Raw genomic sequence first — 18,401 nt, 5'->3', positions numbered from 1 at the left:
TTTGGAGGTATAGAACATGAACGGAATCAATAACTTCATGAACGGCAAGTATAAGATCATCGGACCCGCAGTTTCAGCACTTTTTGCACTTTTCGCAACTATCGGCGTAAACTTAGGCTTCCAGGCTTACAAGGCAAACAAAGATGTCTATGCTATTTTGGGTGGTTCGCTCGATATGGCTATGGAAGGATTAGGTCTGAAAGCATCTACTACAAAGACTTCTTCAAGCGGCACAGGCTTTGTAACATTTCTCCAGATCCTTTTCTGGATAATCGCTATCGTATACATCGGTTTCAAGGTACTTGAGGTAATGAAGGCTATCAGCGATAATCCTCAGATAGCACAGTCCTTGAAGCCCGCTCCTGCACCTGCACAGAACTATGCACAGCCTCAGCAGTTCGCACAGCCTCAGCAGAACTTTGCTCAGCCTCAGCAGATCCCTGCACCGATCCCTACTCCTGCGGCAGCAGGCGAAAAATTCTGCACACAGTGCGGCGCTAAGGTACCGGCAGGCAACGCATTCTGCACAGGCTGCGGTGCTAAACTGAACTGATCTTTGAATAATAGCAAAAACAAACGGCGTTTCAGATGAAACGCCGTTTTTATTATCCAATGATCCTGCCTGTCACTGAATAAATACCACGAAAAACAGCCCGCAGATACTTTCTGCGGGCTGTGAGCGTTTGTATATTACTTCTTCATGGCATTGTTGATGGCAGATACCAGCGCCTTTACAGATGAAACGATGATATCCGAGTGTCTGCCGACACCCCAGAAGATGCTGCCGCCGACATTTATGCCTACGTAAGAGCAAGCCTCAGAGGTGGTCTTCCTCTCCAGTGCGTGCTCGGTGTAGGTGTCAACGTTTATCTCCATGCCTATCTCGGTGGTCAGGGCGTTTGCTACAGCATCAAGTCTGCCGTTGCCGTCTGCACTGCACTCAACTTCTTTTCCGTTGATGACAGCCTTTACCTTAGCGCCGATAAGTTCATCAGCCTTCTGTGTGTAGTGGGCTTCAACTATGTCAACAGGCGAGGTTATGTTCAGGTAAGTATCCTTGAATATCTGGTGTACCTCACTCCTGCTCAATTCCTTGTGAGCCTTGTCGGATATATCCTTTACCTTGTAGCCGAAATTCTCTCTCATAGCCTTAGGCATGTCGTAACCGTACTGCTGTTCCATTATGAAGCCGATGCCGCCCTTGCCCGACTGCGAGTTAATGCGTATAACATCACCCTCATACTCTCTGCCGACATCGTGCGGGTCAATTGGCAGATAAGGACAAGTCCAGTGCTGGTCGTGCTTTTCATCACGCCACTTCATGCCCTTAGCGATAGCGTCCTGATGTGAGCCTGAGAATGCCGCATATACCAGCGCACCCGAGTAAGGCTGTCTGTCATATACCTTCATTCTGGTGACTCTCTCATAAAGTTCGATCAACGAGGGGAGATCGGTGAAGTCGAGGTTAGGCTCAACGCCGTGAGTGTACATGTTAAGTGCCAGTGTTACAACATCAACATTGCCTGTTCTCTCGCCGTTGCCGAAGCATGTGCCTTCAACTCTGTCACCGCCTGCCAGCAAACCGAGTTCGGTATCAGCAATGCCTGTACCGCGGTCGTTGTGCGGGTGGAGCGAGATTATAACATTCTCCCTGTTGTGGAGAGTTTCGCACATGTACTCTACCTGCTGTGCGTAAACGTGCGGCAGAGACATCTCAACAGTTACAGGCAGGTTGATGATGACCTTGTTGTCAGCATCAGGCTCCCATATATCTATGACAGCGTTGCATATCTCAGCTGCAAACTCAGGCTCGGTCCCTGTAAAACTCTCAGGCGAATACTCAAATGTGATGTGACCGTTGGCTTTCTTCTTGTACTCCTTGCAGAGTTCAGCACCTGTGGTCGCTATCTTGATTATCTCTTCCTTAGACTTGCGGAACACCTGCTCTCTCTGTGCAACAGATGTGGAGTTGTACAGATGAACGACAGCGTGCTTAGCGCCGTCTATCGCCTCAAAGGTCTTCTTGATTATGTGCTCTCTCGACTGTGTCAACACCTGTATGGTGACATCATCTGGGATAAGGTTCTTTTCGATCAGTGTACGGCAGAACTCATACTCAGTCTCCGACGCAGCAGGGAAGCCTATCTCGATCTCTTTGAAACCGATGTCTACCAGCTTCTGGAAAAACTCCAGCTTTTCTTCGAGGCTCATGGGTATTATAAGTGCCTGGTTGCCATCTCTCAGGTCTACCGAGCACCATATGGGCGCGTGGTCGATATAGTCCTTCTCAGCCCATTTCATACATTTCTTGGGAGGCATGTAATATCCTCTTGCGTATTTTTCAGCGTTTTTCATCTAAAATTCCTCCTTGGTAGAATGATTGTACTATATTTATATCAGAGCATTTCATGCTTGTTTCTGCTCATAAGAAATACCGTATAGAAAGCCCCTGACAGCATCGTCCCTAAAGCTGCAAGCCCGATACCGAACTTTGTCCGCCTGTCAGTGGCAGTGGGGTCGATCACATCGAGATAATAGTCATCGACTATCTCAACATCATCGTTTATGTGGTCTTTCGTCTTTTTAGCGGGTCTCAGCGGGTCTTTGGCATCATACTTTTTTACCTCAGCGGTGAAACGTATCGGTTTATCGTTGATCTCGTATCTGCCGTTTTCGACAGCTTCCGCCTCAGCTTCGGTGACTGTACCGCCGGCATAGTACAGCTTGCGGAAATCAGCCTGCGATCTTTCATCGTAAACATTGACATTAACACACTGACCGTCCAGCCTGCACCAATAAGTGCAGACAGCACCCACACCGGTCTGACAGTATATCTTGTCAGTCATCTGTGTGACTGTTCTGCCGACGGTATCCGGGGTTATCTCAAACGTTTTTGCCCGCCTGAGATCGCTTTTTATCTCATTTGCCGAGAAAAGCATTCCCGCACCGACAGCCAGCGCCAGTATGCCGACAGGCTTCATACAGCGCATCACAGTCGGCATCATCGCTTCGGTCATTGACGAATTTACCGAATTTTCACGCGAAACTCTGTTGTAGCTGTCAAGCACGGTCTTGGCAAAGTTTTCGTCGCTTTTCAGTTCATTTGCCAGCAGGAAGCCGTTGAAACCTGGCGCACCATACAGCACACGTACTTTTTCGTCTGCCGAACAAGGTGCTATCCTGAAAATATGCACCGCCAATATCAGCACCGCCAGACTGCCTGTCGCCGTGTCCAGTGCTTTCACAGCCGCCAGCAGCGGCAGATACACCGCGCTTATCGCCAGTCCCGTGAAATTGCCTTTTTTGCCTTTCAGCAGTAATACAGCCGCCATCTTGACAAGTATCAGCAGTATAGGCAGTGTGGGCAGAAAACTTCTGCCAAACATAAGCCCTGTCCCAAACGATATTACCATAAGCCCGTCCAGTACGTACTGCAATATCATGTACAGCCTGTTTGTGCCGTGTATTTTCTTGAACGCGATGCACCTTTCCTGTAATACTCTCTCTTTTTCCGATGTCATTTTGCATGCTCCCGATCTGAGAACCTTATGCACTGCTTTTCGGCATCAACAACAGCATCTATGCCAAAGGGCATTATACATCTTGGGTTTGCATGACCTATATTAAGATCATAAAGTATCGGCAGTTCGGGACGGTCGATAACGCTTACCAGCAGCTTTTTGTATTCCTCCGAATAGGCTTCATCCATTGGTTTTCCCACCAGAACGCCCGATACAGCATCGAAAACGCCCTCCGCCTTGAGATGATCCAGTGACTTGCGGTATTTTTCGGGTGAGGGCTTTTCCTCGCTTGACTCCAGCAGAAGTATACGCCCTTTCCATTCGTCCTTATCGGGAAAGATACCGTACTTTTTACAAAGCTGCGGCATATCCTCATTACGTTCGCTGTCAAACATATCATACATCGAACAGATACAGCCGCCCAGTATCCTGCCCGAGAAAACAGGGCTGCCCTGCAACAGTTCAAAACCGCTGCATTTATGCTCTTTCAGCGGCACGCCCACCTGACTTTCATCAAAGGCTGTTCTTTCCTCATACCACACCTCAGCGGGTGTTATCTCACTGATAGTCCCTGTGGTGATAAGTTCTTCAAAATACTTCTTCGTATAGGGAAGCATCTCGCTGCTGCGCTCACATATATCCGTGAGAAAAGCCTGACCGTAAAAGGTGTTCAGCCCCAGCTTGTGCAGCATGAAATGATTTATGGTCGTATCTGAAAAACCAAGAAAGATCTTGTCACTCACTGCATTTTTCAGTTCATCATTGTCAAACAGGTAAGGCAGCAAACGGTAGGTATCATCTCCGCCAATGGCACATAATATCATGTCGGTATCAGGGTCTTTGAATGCCTGCAACAGATCATCAGCCCGCTTTTCAGGGTGATCATTCAGGTATTCGATGCCTTTCAGGGCATTCGGCATGAACTTAACGTTCATTCCGTACTTTTCCAGCCTTTTAAGCCCTATATCCAGTGCGAACTTTTCATATTCTTCGCCTGCAAGCCCGCTTGAAAGGCTGACGATAGCCACATTTTTTACCATTTGTATACCTCCCTGCCGCATTATAGCGATCCGCCTTAAAATTCAGACAAAATCCAGTCACAAAATCCATAAATCAGAGCTTTTGCGACTGGATTTTGTGAATTTAAATAGTTGGATTGCTATAGATGTTGTCAAGAAAGCCCGACAACTAAAATACGCCCGTCCCTATAAAAATAGAGACGAGCGAAATACCCGTGTTACCACTCTCATTCATGCACAGCTCACGCTGTACACCTCTGCCGCATCGAACAATGCGTATCTCTGTAACGGGAGAACCCGAACACAGCTACTGCCCGCCAAGCGGATTTCACCGTATCAGCTCAAGGACGAGTTATCGCGCAGTCGGAATGCTGCCTCGCACCATGCGGCAGCTCTCTGAAAGTTCCGTAAAGCGTTTTTGTTCCTCTCAACGCCGTTCAAATATTTACAGTCATTATTATATTACATTTTCAGCCCCTTGTCAAGGGATAGACTGCTCATTTAACACATTGTTAATATCTGTTTCCGCGACATGACATAAGTTCATAAAAAGATGTTGACTTTAGGTCAGTTTTATTATATAATAAAATTATCCGAATGAACAGTTATTCTGAAAGCTGAAACAGGGGTGTCTTGAATGATATTTGAAAGTATAAAAAAGTTAGTCTGCTATGGTCTTGAAACAGGGCTTATCGCACCTGCCGACAAGGTGTGGGCAACAAACCGCATACTTGAAGCGCTGGGTCTTGAAGAGTATGAAGAACCATCCGCTGATTATAAGAATATTGACCTCGAAGCGACCCTCGCAGAACTGCTTGACTATGCCTGCGAAAAAGGTCTGTGCGAAAATTCTGTGGTCTACCGCGACCTTTTTGACACAAAGCTGATGGGTCTGCTGACTCCGCGCCCGTCGGAAGTTGAGCGCACTTTTGCCGAAAAAAAAGCGGTATCTGCCGAATATGCCACCGATTATTTCTACAAGCTGTCGCAGGATACCGACTATATCAGAAGATACCGTATCTGTAAAGATGTCAGGTGGAAGACAATGACCCAGTACGGTGAGATCGATATCACCATCAATCTCTCCAAGCCCGAAAAAGACCCCAAAGCCATCGCTGCCGCAAAGCTGGCGAAGCAGTCGGGCTACCCCAAGTGCCTGCTGTGCTATGAGAATGTGGGCTACGCAGGCAGGGTCAATTCTCCCGCAAGGCAGAACCACCGCATCATCGGTGTCACCATTGACGGCGCAGACTGGGGCTTGCAGTATTCACCTTATGTTTATTATAACGAACACTGCATACTTTTCAACAAGACCCATACCCCGATGGTCATAAACAAGTCGGCTTTCAACAAGCTGTTTGATTTTGTTGAGCAGTACCCGCACTATTTTGTCGGCTCGAATGCCGACCTGCCCATAGTCGGCGGCTCTATCCTCTCGCATGAGCATTTTCAGGGCGGTCATTACGAATTTGCTATGGCTAAGGCTGAGGTCGAGCGCAAGCTGGTGTTCAGTGGGTTTGAAAATGTCGAAGCAGGCATCGTCAAGTGGCCGATGTCTGTCATAAGGCTGAACAGCAGTGACAGAAATGCTCTTGTCGATCTGGCTGACAAGATACTCACTCTCTGGCGCGGTTACACCGATGAAGCGGCATTCATTTTTGCCGAAACTGACGGCGAGCCGCACAACACCATCACCCCCATAGCACGTATGCGCGGCGGCAGGTATGAGATGGATCTGGTGCTGAGGAACAACATAACTACCGATGAACACCCGTTGGGCGTTTACCACCCCCATGCCGAACTGCACCACATAAAGAAAGAGAATATCGGTCTTATCGAGGTGATGGGTCTGGCAGTACTGCCATCGCGCTTAAAGGGCGAGATGGAACTGCTTGCAAAAGCGCTGGTAAGCGGCGATGACATTCGCGCCGATGAAGTCCTATCAAAGCATGCAGATTGGGCAGACGAACTAAAAAAACAGTACACATTCACCACCGAGAATGTCGATGGTATTCTCAAAGACGAGATAGGCAAGGTCTTCTCAAAGGTGCTTGAACATGCAGGAGTTTACAAGCGCACCGATGAGGGCAAAGCCGCATTTGACAGATTTGCCGCATACGTAAACGAAAACTGAGCACAGAAAAAAATAATCACGGCAGAGCACTCTGCCGTGATTTGTGATATCATAGATTTTCAATGAAGCCCTTGCCGATGATGACATTCTCAAATGCCAGTTCTTTCATCTGCAACATTACCATGTGCGGCGATATCTTCATACCTTGTTTAGCCCAGTCGATTATCATGCCGCAGAAACCGTGTGAGTAGAAATCCGCGAAGAATTTCGCCTTGTCACTGCGCTTTCGGGTGTTTGCTACCGCGTGGTAGAAAAACCTCAGGAACAAGCGGTGCATGCTCTGGTAAAGGTATTTCTCAAAGGTCTTTTCGTTGCTCCTGAGGGTGTTTGAGTAGAACCTGCGGTCTTTCTGCATGTTCTCAAGAAAACCCTAAAGACGCTCATACCAGTTATCGTAGTTGACACCTCTGGTGATGTTCTTGAAAAGCTCATTGTAATATATGTACGACAAAAGCTCCTCCTTATCCTGAAAATGATAATAGAAGGACTGTCTGTTCATTCCGCAGAAACCCGTTATCTCAGATATCGAGATCTTTTCGTAATCCTTTTGCGCGCAAAGCTCTTTAAGAGCTTTGCAGAGTGCTGACTTGGTTATAGTTGATGTTGACATCTGTTTTTCCTTTCATTACGGCATAATACCATATATAATTATAACACAATCAAAAAAAAATTCAAGTGATTTTAGTAAATTATTTTTAAGGACGTGAACAAATATGATAATTAACGAATTCCTGCAAGGGCAGAGCATGCGTGCTTATGACTATTTCGGCGCACATTTTGTCGATGGGGGAGTGCGCTTTGCCACATACGCACCCAACGCCCGCGATGTAAAGCTGATGCTAAACGGTGCTGAGTTTGATATGGAGCGTCTTGAAAGCGGTGTCTGGGAAACTGTCCGCCCTGCCGCAAAGGGTGATATCTACCAGTTTCTAATAACGACACAGTCTTTGCAGAAGCACTATCGCTCTGACCCGTTTGCTTTTTACAGCGAGGTCAGACCCAAAAACGCTTCCATTGTTTACGATATCGACTGCCATGACTGGCAGGACGGTGAATGGCTGGCAAAGCGCGATAAATGTTACGATAAGCCCATGAATATCTACGAAGTACACTTCGGTTCGTGGCGCACTAAATTTGACAGCGAAGAGGACGACCGCCTTTACAGCTACGATGAGATGATCGACCTGCTGATACCTTATGTCAAGGAGATGAACTATACTCACATCGAACTTCTGCCGCTGACAGAGTACCCATTTGACGGTTCATGGGGCTATCAGGTGACAGGCTATTTCTCAGCGACCTCGCGCTACGGCGAACCTGCGGGGCTTATGCGCTTTATTGATGCCTGCCACCGCGAAGGTATCGGCGTTATCCTCGATTTCGTGCCTGTACACTTTGTTACCGATTTTTATGCACTTCATATATATGACGGCAGCTTCCTCTTTGAGTCTGACCGTGAGGAAGAGCGCTTTTCGGAGTGGGGTACTGCACTGTTTGACTACAGCAAGCCCCATGTGCTGAGTTTTGTGAAGTCTGCCGTGAATTTCTGGATAGAGAAATTCCACGTTGACGGTCTGCGCTATGACGCTGTGGCTAACCTTATATTCCATCACGGCAGGCGTGACGAGCGTTTGAATGACACGGGTATATGGTTCCTCAAAAACACCAACTACGCCATTCAGAAAGCCCACCCCGATGTTATCCTCTTTGCTGAGGATTCCACCGACTACACCAAAGTCACTGCCCCTGTGGAATTCGGCGGGCTGGGCTTTGACTACAAGTGGGACTTGGGCTATATGCACGATACCATCAACTATGTGAAGACACCCCCATACGAGCGCCGCGCACATCATAACAAAATGACTTTCTCCATGAGTTATTTCTATAATGACCTATTCATACTGCCGTACTCCCACGATGAAGTGGTACACGGCAAGCAGACCATGCTTGACAAATGCTTCGGCAAGCACGAGGAGAAGATAGCTACCATCAAGTGCCTGTACGCATTCCAGTTCGGTCATCCCGGCAAAAAGCTGAATTTCATGGGCAACGAGATAGCTGAGTATATGGAATGGCGTTCCAACAAGGAACTTGGCTGGAACTTGCTGACCTATCCCGCCCATGACTCGGTACACCACTATGTCAAAGAACTCCACCGCATCTACCTGAATGAACCTGCACTTTACGCAAATGACTACAATTCAGGGTATTTCCGCTGGGTCGATGCCAACAACAGCAACCAGTCGATATACGCTTTTGTCAGAAAAGAAGAAAGCGGCAAGGGTATATACTTCGTGTTCAATTTTTCGGGACTTCCCCAAAAATACGGGCTGAAAGTCGAGCAAAACGGCGATTATGAAGAACTCCTCAACTCCGATAAAGACATCTACGCAGGCACAAACTGCCTTAACCGTGACTTGCGCTCATATAATTATAATCTGAACATACAGCTTGCCCCGTTGAGTTGTACCATAATTAAACAGAGATACTGATAAAAATCCCCTGAGCGCTTAAAAACGTTCAGGGGATCTATATTATCTGAGATCAAGAAGCTGTCTGTATTCGTGTTCGGGCTGTTTTTGGAAAAACATTTTTTCTCTGCATTCGGTAATATCACAGCTGATGATATTGTAGATATGCCAGCCGTAATGCCAGTGCTGATTGTCGGGATCAACGTATCGGTTGTTGTATATTATCCTGCCATATCCGCCTTTATCAAGAACGAATGCCGTTTCGTTCAGCATATCCCTGTGATAATATATGGAGTTCGTATCGCAGAATGCTTCATTGTGTCCCCGACGCTTTGTAGGGCACCACTCAACGTTTTCATCGCAGAACATTATCCTGTATCTGTCATCTTCCTTGAAAATGCGTATGAATTGCATCAGGTCGTTGAAATTCTTGTATCTGTCCCTTGTGCCTTCGGTAAAAATACTTTTGCCGTATTTCCTGTATGTTTCACTGTACGGTTCTGCCTGCGAAACTCCACTGCGGATATCATATCTCATGCTTATCAGCTGTGCGAACACTTCACACTCACCGATCTTGCTTACATCTATCCTGCGGAACAGATCACCTGTCCTCAGCCGCGCATATTCAGATGATCGTCCATGTTTTTCGTAATAAGTATTCAATGATTGTATAAAAAGCATATTTCCTGTGCCACATCTTTCGTTCTGTAAGACCGCTGTTTCTGCGGTGTGTCAGCCGGGTGCCCCAACTTAAGATCACCGACCTTTATCAGAACTTTCCTCGCTGAGTTTTTTCAGCCTGTCACACTTTCTCTCATGGTAGATGTCCATAATGGCAGTCACCATCGAAAGCACCAGCATTATTATCATCAGCTTGTTTGAAACCTTGCGGTTTATGAAATTCATTGTCGGGTTCATTATATCCAGCACCCAGAAGAATATGAACATGCCCACCATAACTATTGTTGCGTGGGGAAGTATCCTTGCCAGTCTTTTCATGCCTTACCCTCCGATATAGATAATGTCACTTATCTCGCGTCCTCTGTCGGGAATGTTCACAAGTTCTCCGTCATATACCATCATTGCCGAACAGCCGCCGTCAAGATTATACGCGGTCATACAGCCCTCATCCGACATTATCGCCGCCAGTTCACTGAGGGTGACACCCTTTGAGTAACCGGGGTCACGACCGTCAACAGTTATTATCTTGTAATGACCTGGTGCGATATAGCCTATCGCTGAACGTGGATTTTCGCTGTTGAGGTAGGTCGTGGTGTTGAACGTTTCCAGAACTCCGCCGTTCCCGTCCAGAAGCATCGGTCCGAAACACCATGCCTGCCATACGCCTTGTGCCAGTACCGCATCAGTGTCAAATTCTTCATAGGTGTAGGTCTTCATCTCGCCGTTTGTGAACAGCACGCATATGTCCACATCGTTGAGATTGTCGCGGTATTTCACGCCGTTGCGCACCACTATGCCTTCTTCCGAATTGCCATAGAAATCGCCGTTCACTGCGAATACAGCACCATGTTCGGCAGCCATGTTGAATATCGAGTCCTTGATATTCTTGCCGTAAGTGTCCTCTGCCAGCGCCGTTTTCAGCACATCCACACTGCTGACATATATGTCAGCCGCGTAGTAAGTGACCTTGTCATCACCCTCACCGAACCATTTCTTTTCAATGGTTATCACAGCGTCATCGCTCTCATAATACTGCACCTGTTCCGCCTGAACATCTGCATTAAGCACCGACTGCACCAACGTATCATCAGCAGTGTATTCATCAGTGCCTGTATTGTCGTACCAGTTTTCAGAAGTGTGTTCGCGACGCTCTTTCTTCCTTGAACTTGATCTGTTCTCGTTCTTTTCGGCAGAACTTTCCGCTTTTTCGGCTGCCGAACTTTCTGCCTCAGCCTTACTTTCTGCCGAGCTTTCATTGTCAGCTTCACTGCTGATGCTCTTTTCGATGTCCTCTTCGGCTTCCTTGTTGCCCGATGTCGGCAGAACGAAACTGTTCTTTGTATCGCTGTCTACCTGCGCCACCACAGTACCTTGTTCGCCTGAACTGTGCGGCATTACATAGTCAAACAGCATAAAAGTCCCCACAGCCGCGCATATCAGCAGTGTATCGGTGACTGCCATCGCCCATACAGGCATTCGCTTATTTTTCATCTTTTGTCAGACCTTTCTTCTTAAAAACAAAACATCTCTGCATAGTCCAGCTGAACATGAACAGCAGGACTTCGACTATTATCTTTGCTATGTAGGCGTTTTTTACAGCATACCTCGCCAGCAGTTCAAGCAGCAGAGTGTTTACCGCCAGTATCACCGCCGCCAGTGAAAAATATTTAAGCGCTGACTTTGCAAGATTTTCCTTGTTTCCAAACACCAGTTTCTTGTTCAGCATGAAGTTGAATATCGAACTGAATACCCTTGCTGTCAGGTTAGAGACAGTCTTGCTGCCGCTCAATGAGAATATCACCGAAAACAGCAGATAGTCCACCAGAAAACTCAGCAGGGAAGAGCAGGAGAATTTTATTATGTCCCTGTATATCCTCAGCGAATCGCGCACAGGTTTGAAATGTGAACTTTTGTTGTCATTGATGTACACCGTTTCGATGGGCACTTCAAAGAAAGCAATGCCCTCTCTTGCCGCTTCCAGCAGCATGTTCATCTCAAATTCGTACCGCTCGCCCGAAAGCCCCAGCATGAAGTTTGTCAGGCTTCCCGAAAAACCTCTCAGACCGGTCTGCGTGTCACTTACACCGACACCTGCCGCAAATCTGAAAACAGCCCGTGTCATATTGTTTCCAAAACGGCTCCGAAAAGGTATATCGCCCGTGAATTTCCGACACCCCATGATAAGCCTGTCGGGGTGCGCCTCCAGTGCATCGGCTATGCGCATTATGTCGGCAGTCTTGTGCTGACCGTCAGCATCAGCCGTTATCACGCCATAACTGCCCGATACATTCTCCTTTATATAGGCAAAAGCCGTTTTCAGTGCCGCACCCTTGCCGCGATTGTGTTCATGCTCCAGCAGTACGGCTCTGCCTTTGATGCTTTCAAAGACAGCCCGCTTGTCCTCACCGCTGCCGTCATTCACTACTATAAGTTTGCAGTCTGTTTCATTGTACAGTTCTTCAACCACAGCAGTCAGCTTTTCATCAGGCTCGTAGGCAGGTATCACGATATAGATATTGTCCATTTCTATCGTCCCTTTTGTTTTTATTTGCTTTCAGTATATGATGCTTCCCTTAAAATAGGTTTAAATTTTCCTTAAATCAAGTTTAAATCATCAGCTTGATAAGAAATTCTTCGGTGTCATCGACCGCTTTTCTTTTCTGTGTCAGTTTAAAGCCGTATCTTTGGTAGAATTTTATCGCTCGCACATTCTTTTCAAGCGCGGACAGATGGTCAGCGCCAACATTTTCCACCGCATATCTCAGCAGAGTTTCACCACACCATCATCATAAACGAAGGTCTGTGCTGTCAGCGCGGGTGTGTTTTCATATTCTTTTATCATGTCAGCGGCGTTCAGTTCACCGAAGTAATATCCGTCATCTTTGAATATCGGGTAGAAATTCAGCCTGTAATTGAACAGTTCGATCTCAGCCAGCCTTGAAAAGCCACGCGGTTCAGCCTGCCTGATGTTTGTTTTCATTCTATAAGTCCCTTTATGCCCTCTTCTTTGAAGGCTTTCTTGTAGTATTTCAATTCTTCAGAGATAAGGTCGTCAATGACATTCATGCCCAGCAGTTCAACAGGTGCCTTGTCATCGGTGAGTATCAGTTCGCCGCCCTCATATCGTTCCATTCTCTCGTATATATCGAACATGATCGTTCTAAGGTCATTATCTTCCAGCCTTTCAGCACGCTTGTAAAGTCTGTCAGGCATGCCGCCCATGTCAGATGCGAAAAGTTCGCGGTTGGTAGTGCCGTTGACCTTAACGGTATATACATTGTCAAATACCGATGCTATGGTGTCGCTGAGGTACTCGTTGATACTGCCTTCTTTGTCGGAGTGCATGTTCATGTTTACCACCATAACACCGCCCTCTTTCAGCGATTGTTTCACCAGCGTGAAAAATTCCACCGTTGACATCTGAAAAGGTATGGTTATATCCTGATAAGCGTCCACCATTATGACATCATACTTGAGGTCACCGATGTTTGTGTCGATCATACCTGCGGCACTGTTGACTTTGCTTCTCTGCGCACTCAGCGCCTGCAAGTAAGCCCTGCCATCGTAAGTGGTCACGGGTATATCTTTGTCAAGTTCAAAATATTTGCGGGCGAGATCGGTTATCTTATCGTCTATCTCAACGCCCCGTGTGCTTATTCCGGGAAAGAACTCTCTGCACTGTTTTGCATAAGTGCCTGTACCCATGCCAAGCACCAGTATGTTTTTGTCGGAGATGTCATCTCCCTCGCCCATTAGCGGCGCTGCCATAGCCACATCATAATATAGCCCCGACAGTCCGTCGTCTTTCATATATATCGACTGTATGCCGAACAGCACGTTGGTCGAGAGAGCCACCTTCTTTTCGTCCTCCTTGACCTGCAAGTAGTTGTACACCGACTCACCCTCATACTTCAGCGAATTTTCCCAGAAAGCAAAACCCAGCAGAGTGCTGACCACACAGCAGACTATGAACAGAACTGTGCATACAGCCACCCGCAGATAACCCCTCTTGCAGGAAACGAAGTAGACTATGCCCAGCGCCAGCAGAATACCCGAAAATATCAGAAATGTCACCGAAGTGCCGACTGTGGGTATGGTGATGAATGTTGGGGCAAATGTGCCGATGATGCTGCCCACCGTGTTGAAAGCCCCCAGTGTGCCGACCGTCCTGCCGTTGTCATCAAGGCTGTCAGTTGTGTATTTTACCAGTGACGGAGTGACTGTACCCAGCAGGAACAGCGGGAACACGAAGACTATCATACAAGCCAGAAACGCCGCCCATATCAGGAAATTCGTGCTGACCGTGACTACCAGCAGTGCCGAAACTCCAAGTATGACCATCTTGCCGAAAAAGGGTATAGCCGCTATCCATACCGCCGAAAACAGCACCCGCTTGTACAGCTTATCGGGGTCTGGGTCTTTGTCAGCGCTTTTTCCTCCGAAGTAGTTGCCCAGCGCCATAGCTATCATTATTGTGCCGATGATTATAGTCCAGACTATCTGTGAAGAACTGAAATATGGCGCTAACAGTCTGCTTGCACCCAGTTCCACCGCCATCACCGACATGCCCGCGAAGAATTCTGTCAGGTACAGATACAGCTTACTGCCAAGTACGCCCTTTTCGGCGGCTTTTTCGTTAGTATTTTTCGTTTTCATATAATTACGCTCCGTCTGTAAAGGATATCGGTCTTTATAGGCAGAAACCTCATTACTGCCCTAAAAATCACACCCTATATTTTACCACATTTTCGCCTTTGAGTCAATCACATATACACTTGTTCGCGTGTTTTCAGTTTTTTGTCACAAAAAAAGCAGGTCTGCCGTTTCAGCAGACCTGTCACCAATTTCTCAGTTTTGCTTTCTTACCACCGCATACTCGTCATCGAGCCTGTAATATGGACATGCGTAGTGCGGTTCATTGAACAGCCTGTACATCTCGTCTTCATCAAGACAGACCTCGCAGGTGTAGCACTCCATTTCCTCGTCAAAGACATTGTTTACACAGCTGTCGCATGATGTGAAAGCCTTTCTCTTCTTTTTATTCATATATCCGTCACCTGTTTCAGCACTGAACTTACCTGCACCAGCGCGTCATATAGCTTCTCCATATCCTCATCGGAAACATTCGCAAATCTTTTCAGCAGGTCATCGCGTATCTCCGCTTTCATTTTTTTCATAAAGTCCTCAGCTTCGGGTGTCAGCGAGATTATTACCACGCGCCTGTTGCCGGTCTGATGCTCACGCCTGATGAAACCCATGTCAGCCAGCTGTGCCGCCGCGCGTGTAGCCTGCTCGTTTGAAGTGTTTATCCTCGCGGCAAGCTGTGTCATGTTCATCTGTCCGCTCACCGAAAGCGCCAGCAGCACTATCTGCTGAGTGCGCGTCACATGGTATTTCTTCTGGTCAAAAGTATCAAAGACCAGCTTGCGGCTGAGCGGGTATATCTCGTAGAATTCCATTATGCAGCGTGTTCTGGTATCATTATCCATAATGTTCTCCCCCTGAAACAAACGAATAAACGACCTTATTTTAATTAATTATATCACGAAACCCCAAAAAGTCAATATACCATATTTATCAATATTTGACATTATCAAGCGCTGATTTTTGTTCACAATTATTTAATCAATGTCGATATTTTACTTATATTACCACTAAAAATACCACCACAAGTGCTATCGGCAGCAAAAGCACCGCCGCCGAGATGATGTTCAGCTTTTTTTGCTTGCTGTCACAGTCTTTGACGCGGGCACGCCTGATATTTTCAAGCACGCCCGCCGCCATTATGACTGTGGATAATATTATTATCATTTTTACCCCGATCCCCGCGAGGTCTTCACCGCTCACTGCTTGTTCTCGTAATTTGTTTCATAGTCGCTTATCAGCTTTAACAGTTCTTCTGCGTTAAGTTCAAGACCCATTGCCTGTTCGCGTATCTCAGCCATAGTGAACTTGTCTTCGGAGTTGCCCAGCGTTTTTGCGAACATTGCCGCCGCACTTGCCAGTTTCATATTATCGCTCATTTCGTCTTTGCTGACATAGCTTGCCAGCATCACGGGCTTATCCACCAGCTTGCTGTCGTTCTCGTCCTTTTCCTTGTACCTTACCGATACCGTCAGCAGTTCACGGTCGAGGTCGCCTTCCTCAGCTTTTTCAGGCTCAGGGTAAGCCACATCGTCCTGATATTTCAGTGTGCGTGTGTTTTCTTCGGCTTTTGCTTCGGTCGGGATTATCTCATAGAGCGCTGTCACCTGCTGACCCGCACCGACATCGCCCGCGTCCTTAGTATCGTCCTCGAAATCCCTGTCATCAAGGAGCCTGTTCTCATAGCCCACCAGCCTGTAATAGGAAACATTAGCAGGGTTGAACTCCACCTGCACCTTTGCGTCCTTAGCAACCGTGAACATCGTGCCGTTCATTTCGGTGACCAGCACTCTCTCAGCTTCGTCGATGCTGTCTATGTAAGCGTAGTTGCCGTTGCCGTTGTCTGCCAGAGCTTCCAGCCTGCTGTCCTTATAATTGCCCATGCCGAAGCCCAGCACTGACAGGAAAATGCCCATATCTCTCTTCTCTTCGATAAGCGCAGTCAGTTCTTCCTGCGAGGAAAGACCCACATTCAGGTCACCGTCAGTCGCGAGTATCACGCGGTTGTTGCCGCCCTCGATGAAATATTTCTGCGCCAGTTCGTAAGCTGTGTTTATGCCTGCTGCACCTGCGGTAGAACCGCCTGCTGTCAGTCCTGCAAGAGTTTCGGCTATCTTCGAGTAGTTAGCGCCGCTCTCGCCCTCCAGTTCGACAGTATCTCTGCCCGCGTAGGTTACTATCGATATGCGGTCGTTCTGACCGAGATTTTCAGCCAGCATCGCGAAAGCCTGCGCCACCAGCGGCAGTTTGTTAGCGTCACCCATCGAACCGCTGACATCTATCAGGAAAACTATGTTTGAGTCGATGTCCTGAACGTCGATGTCCTTAGCCTGCAAGCCAACCAGCATCAGCTTTGATTCATCGTTCCACGGGCAGTCTGAAAGTTCGGTGGTTATGCCTATCTTGTCATCATTGTCGGGCTGAGGGTAGTCATACTTGAAGTAGTTTATGAACTCCTCAGTCCTTACCGCATCCGCAAAGATATCCTGCCTGTTCTCTATCATTCTTCTCACATTGGTGAAAGAAGCCGTGTCAACATCGGTCGAGAATGTGGAGAGCGGGTGTTCAGCCACACTCTGGAAAGAGTTTTCTGCATAATGGTTGTATTCTTCGGTATTTATCTCAGGAATGGCTTCTTCGGTATAATAATTGAATTCGCCGCCGTCGGTTTCAGCATCCGCCGTGATATTTTCAGGGCTTTTTCCGCCTTTTACATCATTGTTGGTGATATTGGTGTCGTTCTCGGCTTTATATGTGCTGTCAGATGCGCTGCCGCATGATGCGAACATCGTCACGGTCATCATTATAGCTGCTGCCATCGCAAAAATTCTCTTTGTATTCTCTTTCATAGTTATCATCCTTTCTTAAAAGGTATTAACGATTAAGACCCTCATGGATAAGTCTTTCAGCGTAGTCGGAAGAAAGTTCCATCTCGCTGCCGTTGTTTACTGCTATGCTGTATTTGCCGTCTTTGCCGCATATCTGTATTATCTGTGAACTTACAGAAGATGCGTCGAATGTATTGATGTCATTCAGACCGTCAAGCCCTGTTGTCAGTATTATCTCGATATCAAGACCGCTCTCGATGCACTCCATAGTCCATTCCTCACTTATCATCTGATCAAGTGTGTGTGCCTGAGTTTCGGGGTCGTTCAGTGCTTCCAAAGCTATCTCGACTATCTTTTTGGAATCCATGTCTTTTATGGGGTACTCGCCGTTGTAAGCAGCTGTCACCAGTTCATCGCCCTCAGCAGATACCTCAACACTGCCTGTGACATACTCAGGTTCAGCGGCAGTGCTGTTCATTACCTCTGTCATTCTGTCCTTGTAGCTTTCATCAAATGTGTAGTAAGGTGAACTTACCAATTCACCATTCTCGTCAAAGTACTCTACCCAGAAGAAATACTCTCCGTCCTCGCCCGCAGCTGCAAGCGTATTGCCCTCAATGATCGTGTCGCCCACGATGAAAGGCTTTGCATCTTCAAACTTGATGTGCGTCATAAATCCGCTTGTTTCAAAACCGTTGAACTGCTCGATACTGTACTCGGTATCGACCGTATCATCGGCACTGGCGTTTGCCGCTGCTTCCAGAAGTATCGGCGCAGCTTCCATTCTGTGCTCCCAGCAGTCAGCGATGTGACCGTCATCATACATCTCAAAACCGAACTCGCCCCCACCCAGTATCTCGTTTACATATTCCTCACAGAAACCGTTCTCATCAGAAGTTGTCACCTCTTCTTCTGCGGTAGTTTCTTCATCTGTGGGGTATTCGCTGGTGCATGCGTTGACTGTTACCTCTCTGTTCATTTCATTATCGGGCTTTGCGGCAGGTTCGTTCTTCTCTTCCACCTTGCCGCAGCCTGTCATCATCATCATAAGTGCTATTGCCATTACTGAATATCTCTTTGTCATTTTCATTTTACTGCCTCCG

The 18,401-nt window shown here is 47.3% G+C and carries 20 protein-coding genes and 1 other annotated feature; of the genes, 3 read left to right on the top strand and 17 right to left on the bottom strand.

Features of this window, described 5'->3' with window-relative positions; translation table 11 throughout:
• Window positions 1–16: 16 nt before the first annotated feature.
• A complete protein-coding gene (locus tag CUS_RS00490; RefSeq protein ID WP_002846867.1) occupies window positions 17–553 on the top strand; it encodes a zinc-ribbon domain-containing protein in 537 nt (178 codons plus the stop codon).
• A 137-nt stretch (window positions 554–690) separates the two neighbouring features.
• Here the strand turns inward: CUS_RS00490 and CUS_RS00485 are convergent, their stop codons facing one another.
• From CUS_RS00485 to CUS_RS00475, 3 genes are read right to left on the bottom strand one after another with little or no spacing between them, the layout of a single operon-like run.
• Complete coding sequence (locus CUS_RS00485) at window positions 691–2,355, bottom strand: 2-isopropylmalate synthase (RefSeq protein WP_002846846.1); 1,665 nt, start codon at window positions 2,353–2,355, stop codon at window positions 691–693.
• A 41-nt stretch (window positions 2,356–2,396) separates the two neighbouring features.
• On the bottom strand, window positions 2,397–3,521 hold the full coding sequence (locus CUS_RS00480; RefSeq protein ID WP_002846822.1) for a hypothetical protein: 1,125 nt from the start codon (window positions 3,519–3,521) through the stop codon (window positions 2,397–2,399).
• Entirely contained in the window at window positions 3,518–4,561 is a 1,044-nt protein-coding gene (locus CUS_RS00475; protein ID WP_002846880.1) for a S66 family peptidase, read from the bottom strand. The genes CUS_RS00480 and CUS_RS00475 overlap by 4 nt, the downstream gene beginning before the upstream one ends.
• A gap of 172 nt (window positions 4,562–4,733) precedes the next feature.
• Window positions 4,734–4,980 (bottom strand) — a binding site (T-box leader).
• 197 nt (window positions 4,981–5,177) lie between these two features.
• On the opposite strand from CUS_RS00475, the gene galT reads away from it, so the two are divergent.
• Window positions 5,178–6,674 carry a UDP-glucose--hexose-1-phosphate uridylyltransferase gene (gene galT, locus CUS_RS00470; protein WP_002846870.1) on the top strand — a complete coding sequence of 499 codons (1,497 nt, stop codon included), beginning with the start codon at window positions 5,178–5,180 and terminating at the stop codon, window positions 6,672–6,674.
• Window positions 6,675–6,723: 49 nt separating this feature from the next.
• Here galT and CUS_RS18390 read toward each other — a convergent pair whose 3' ends face one another.
• Together CUS_RS18390 and CUS_RS18385 are read right to left on the bottom strand one after the other, a co-directional pair.
• The gene (locus CUS_RS18390) at window positions 6,724–7,029 is read right to left on the bottom strand and encodes a TetR-like C-terminal domain-containing protein (protein ID WP_002846875.1); all 306 of its coding nucleotides are present in this window, start codon (window positions 7,027–7,029) and stop codon (window positions 6,724–6,726) included.
• A 15-nt stretch (window positions 7,030–7,044) separates the two neighbouring features.
• Window positions 7,045–7,284: a TetR family transcriptional regulator gene (locus CUS_RS18385; protein WP_002846865.1), complete on the bottom strand. Its 240-nt coding sequence runs from the start codon at window positions 7,282–7,284 to the stop codon at window positions 7,045–7,047.
• A gap of 103 nt (window positions 7,285–7,387) precedes the next feature.
• On the opposite strand from CUS_RS18385, the gene glgB reads away from it, so the two are divergent.
• On the top strand, window positions 7,388–9,166 hold the full coding sequence (gene glgB, locus CUS_RS00460; protein WP_002846789.1) for a 1,4-alpha-glucan branching protein GlgB: 1,779 nt from the start codon (window positions 7,388–7,390) through the stop codon (window positions 9,164–9,166).
• 42 nt (window positions 9,167–9,208) lie between these two features.
• On the opposite strand, the gene CUS_RS00455 is transcribed toward glgB, so the two are convergent.
• The 12 genes from CUS_RS00455 to CUS_RS00405 all read right to left on the bottom strand — a co-directional run bounded on the left by CUS_RS00455 (window position 9,209) and on the right by CUS_RS00405 (window position 18,388).
• Window positions 9,209–9,826 (bottom strand): hypothetical protein, encoded by a 618-nt coding sequence (locus CUS_RS00455; RefSeq protein ID WP_002846773.1) that lies wholly within the window; start codon window positions 9,824–9,826, stop codon window positions 9,209–9,211.
• Window positions 9,827–9,901: 75 nt separating this feature from the next.
• Window positions 9,902–10,144, bottom strand: a complete 243-nt coding sequence (locus tag CUS_RS00450; protein WP_002846780.1) for a hypothetical protein — start codon at window positions 10,142–10,144, stop codon at window positions 9,902–9,904.
• Between the two features lie 3 nt (window positions 10,145–10,147).
• Entirely contained in the window at window positions 10,148–11,317 is a 1,170-nt protein-coding gene (locus CUS_RS00445; RefSeq protein WP_002846849.1) for a phosphodiester glycosidase family protein, read from the bottom strand.
• A complete protein-coding gene (locus tag CUS_RS00440; RefSeq protein ID WP_002846774.1) occupies window positions 11,307–12,350 on the bottom strand; it encodes a bifunctional glycosyltransferase family 2/GtrA family protein in 1,044 nt (347 codons plus the stop codon). Before CUS_RS00440 ends, CUS_RS00445 begins: the two co-directional genes overlap by 11 nt.
• An 82-nt stretch (window positions 12,351–12,432) precedes the next feature.
• Window positions 12,433–12,579: a hypothetical protein gene (locus tag CUS_RS20270; RefSeq protein ID WP_002846831.1), complete on the bottom strand. Its 147-nt coding sequence runs from the start codon at window positions 12,577–12,579 to the stop codon at window positions 12,433–12,435.
• An 8-nt stretch (window positions 12,580–12,587) separates the two neighbouring features.
• Complete coding sequence (locus CUS_RS20265) at window positions 12,588–12,806, bottom strand: hypothetical protein (protein WP_002846874.1); 219 nt, start codon at window positions 12,804–12,806, stop codon at window positions 12,588–12,590.
• Entirely contained in the window at window positions 12,803–14,482 is a 1,680-nt protein-coding gene (locus CUS_RS00430) for a spermidine synthase (RefSeq protein ID WP_002846832.1), read from the bottom strand. The genes CUS_RS20265 and CUS_RS00430 overlap by 4 nt, the downstream gene beginning before the upstream one ends.
• 192 nt (window positions 14,483–14,674) lie before the next feature.
• Entirely contained in the window at window positions 14,675–14,872 is a 198-nt protein-coding gene (locus CUS_RS00425) for a DUF6472 family protein (protein WP_002846842.1), read from the bottom strand.
• Window positions 14,869–15,315 carry a MarR family transcriptional regulator gene (locus CUS_RS00420; protein ID WP_002846804.1) on the bottom strand — a complete coding sequence of 149 codons (447 nt, stop codon included), beginning with the start codon at window positions 15,313–15,315 and terminating at the stop codon, window positions 14,869–14,871. Before CUS_RS00420 ends, CUS_RS00425 begins: the two co-directional genes overlap by 4 nt.
• Window positions 15,316–15,469: 154 nt before the next feature.
• Entirely contained in the window at window positions 15,470–15,637 is a 168-nt protein-coding gene (locus tag CUS_RS00415) for a hypothetical protein (RefSeq protein WP_002846797.1), read from the bottom strand.
• A 32-nt stretch (window positions 15,638–15,669) separates the two neighbouring features.
• Window positions 15,670–17,319, bottom strand: a complete 1,650-nt coding sequence (locus tag CUS_RS00410) for a vWA domain-containing protein (protein WP_002846787.1) — start codon at window positions 17,317–17,319, stop codon at window positions 15,670–15,672.
• Between the two features lie 25 nt (window positions 17,320–17,344).
• Complete coding sequence (locus CUS_RS00405; protein ID WP_002846866.1) at window positions 17,345–18,388, bottom strand: hypothetical protein; 1,044 nt, start codon at window positions 18,386–18,388, stop codon at window positions 17,345–17,347.
• Window positions 18,389–18,401: the final 13 nt, after the last annotated feature.

Origin of the sequence: Hominimerdicola alba 8, assembly GCF_000178155.2 — a bacterium.
GTDB lineage: Bacteria > Bacillota > Clostridia > Oscillospirales > Ruminococcaceae > Hominimerdicola > Hominimerdicola alba_C.
Note: the sequence above shows the minus strand (reverse complement) of the source record. Positions and strands in the feature narration are given on the sequence as shown.

Bases quoted from the DNA above. Each gene is read 5' to 3' on its own strand.
- CUS_RS00490 (WP_002846867.1), top strand. From the start codon at position 17: ATGAACGGAATCAATAACTTCATGAACGGCAAGTATAAGATCATCGGA.
- CUS_RS00485 (WP_002846846.1), bottom strand. From the start codon at position 2,355: ATGAAAAACGCTGAAAAATACGCAAGAGGATATTACATGCCTCCCAAG.
- CUS_RS00480 (WP_002846822.1), bottom strand. From the start codon at position 3,521: ATGACATCGGAAAAAGAGAGAGTATTACAGGAAAGGTGCATCGCGTTC.
- CUS_RS00475 (WP_002846880.1), bottom strand. From the start codon at position 4,561: ATGGTAAAAAATGTGGCTATCGTCAGCCTTTCAAGCGGGCTTGCAGGC.
- galT (WP_002846870.1), top strand. From the start codon at position 5,178: ATGATATTTGAAAGTATAAAAAAGTTAGTCTGCTATGGTCTTGAAACA.
- CUS_RS18390 (WP_002846875.1), bottom strand. From the start codon at position 7,029: ATGCAGAAAGACCGCAGGTTCTACTCAAACACCCTCAGGAGCAACGAA.
- CUS_RS18385 (WP_002846865.1), bottom strand. From the start codon at position 7,284: ATGTCAACATCAACTATAACCAAGTCAGCACTCTGCAAAGCTCTTAAA.
- glgB (WP_002846789.1), top strand. From the start codon at position 7,388: ATGATAATTAACGAATTCCTGCAAGGGCAGAGCATGCGTGCTTATGAC.
- CUS_RS00455 (WP_002846773.1), bottom strand. From the start codon at position 9,826: ATGCTTTTTATACAATCATTGAATACTTATTACGAAAAACATGGACGA.
- CUS_RS00450 (WP_002846780.1), bottom strand. From the start codon at position 10,144: ATGAAAAGACTGGCAAGGATACTTCCCCACGCAACAATAGTTATGGTG.
- CUS_RS00445 (WP_002846849.1), bottom strand. From the start codon at position 11,317: ATGAAAAATAAGCGAATGCCTGTATGGGCGATGGCAGTCACCGATACA.
- CUS_RS00440 (WP_002846774.1), bottom strand. From the start codon at position 12,350: ATGGACAATATCTATATCGTGATACCTGCCTACGAGCCTGATGAAAAG.
- CUS_RS20265 (WP_002846874.1), bottom strand. From the start codon at position 12,806: ATGAAAACAAACATCAGGCAGGCTGAACCGCGTGGCTTTTCAAGGCTG.
- CUS_RS00430 (WP_002846832.1), bottom strand. From the start codon at position 14,482: ATGAAAACGAAAAATACTAACGAAAAAGCCGCCGAAAAGGGCGTACTT.
- CUS_RS00425 (WP_002846842.1), bottom strand. From the start codon at position 14,872: ATGAATAAAAAGAAGAGAAAGGCTTTCACATCATGCGACAGCTGTGTA.
- CUS_RS00420 (WP_002846804.1), bottom strand. From the start codon at position 15,315: ATGGATAATGATACCAGAACACGCTGCATAATGGAATTCTACGAGATA.
- CUS_RS00415 (WP_002846797.1), bottom strand. From the start codon at position 15,637: ATGATAATAATATTATCCACAGTCATAATGGCGGCGGGCGTGCTTGAA.
- CUS_RS00410 (WP_002846787.1), bottom strand. From the start codon at position 17,319: ATGAAAGAGAATACAAAGAGAATTTTTGCGATGGCAGCAGCTATAATG.
- CUS_RS00405 (WP_002846866.1), bottom strand. From the start codon at position 18,388: ATGAAAATGACAAAGAGATATTCAGTAATGGCAATAGCACTTATGATG.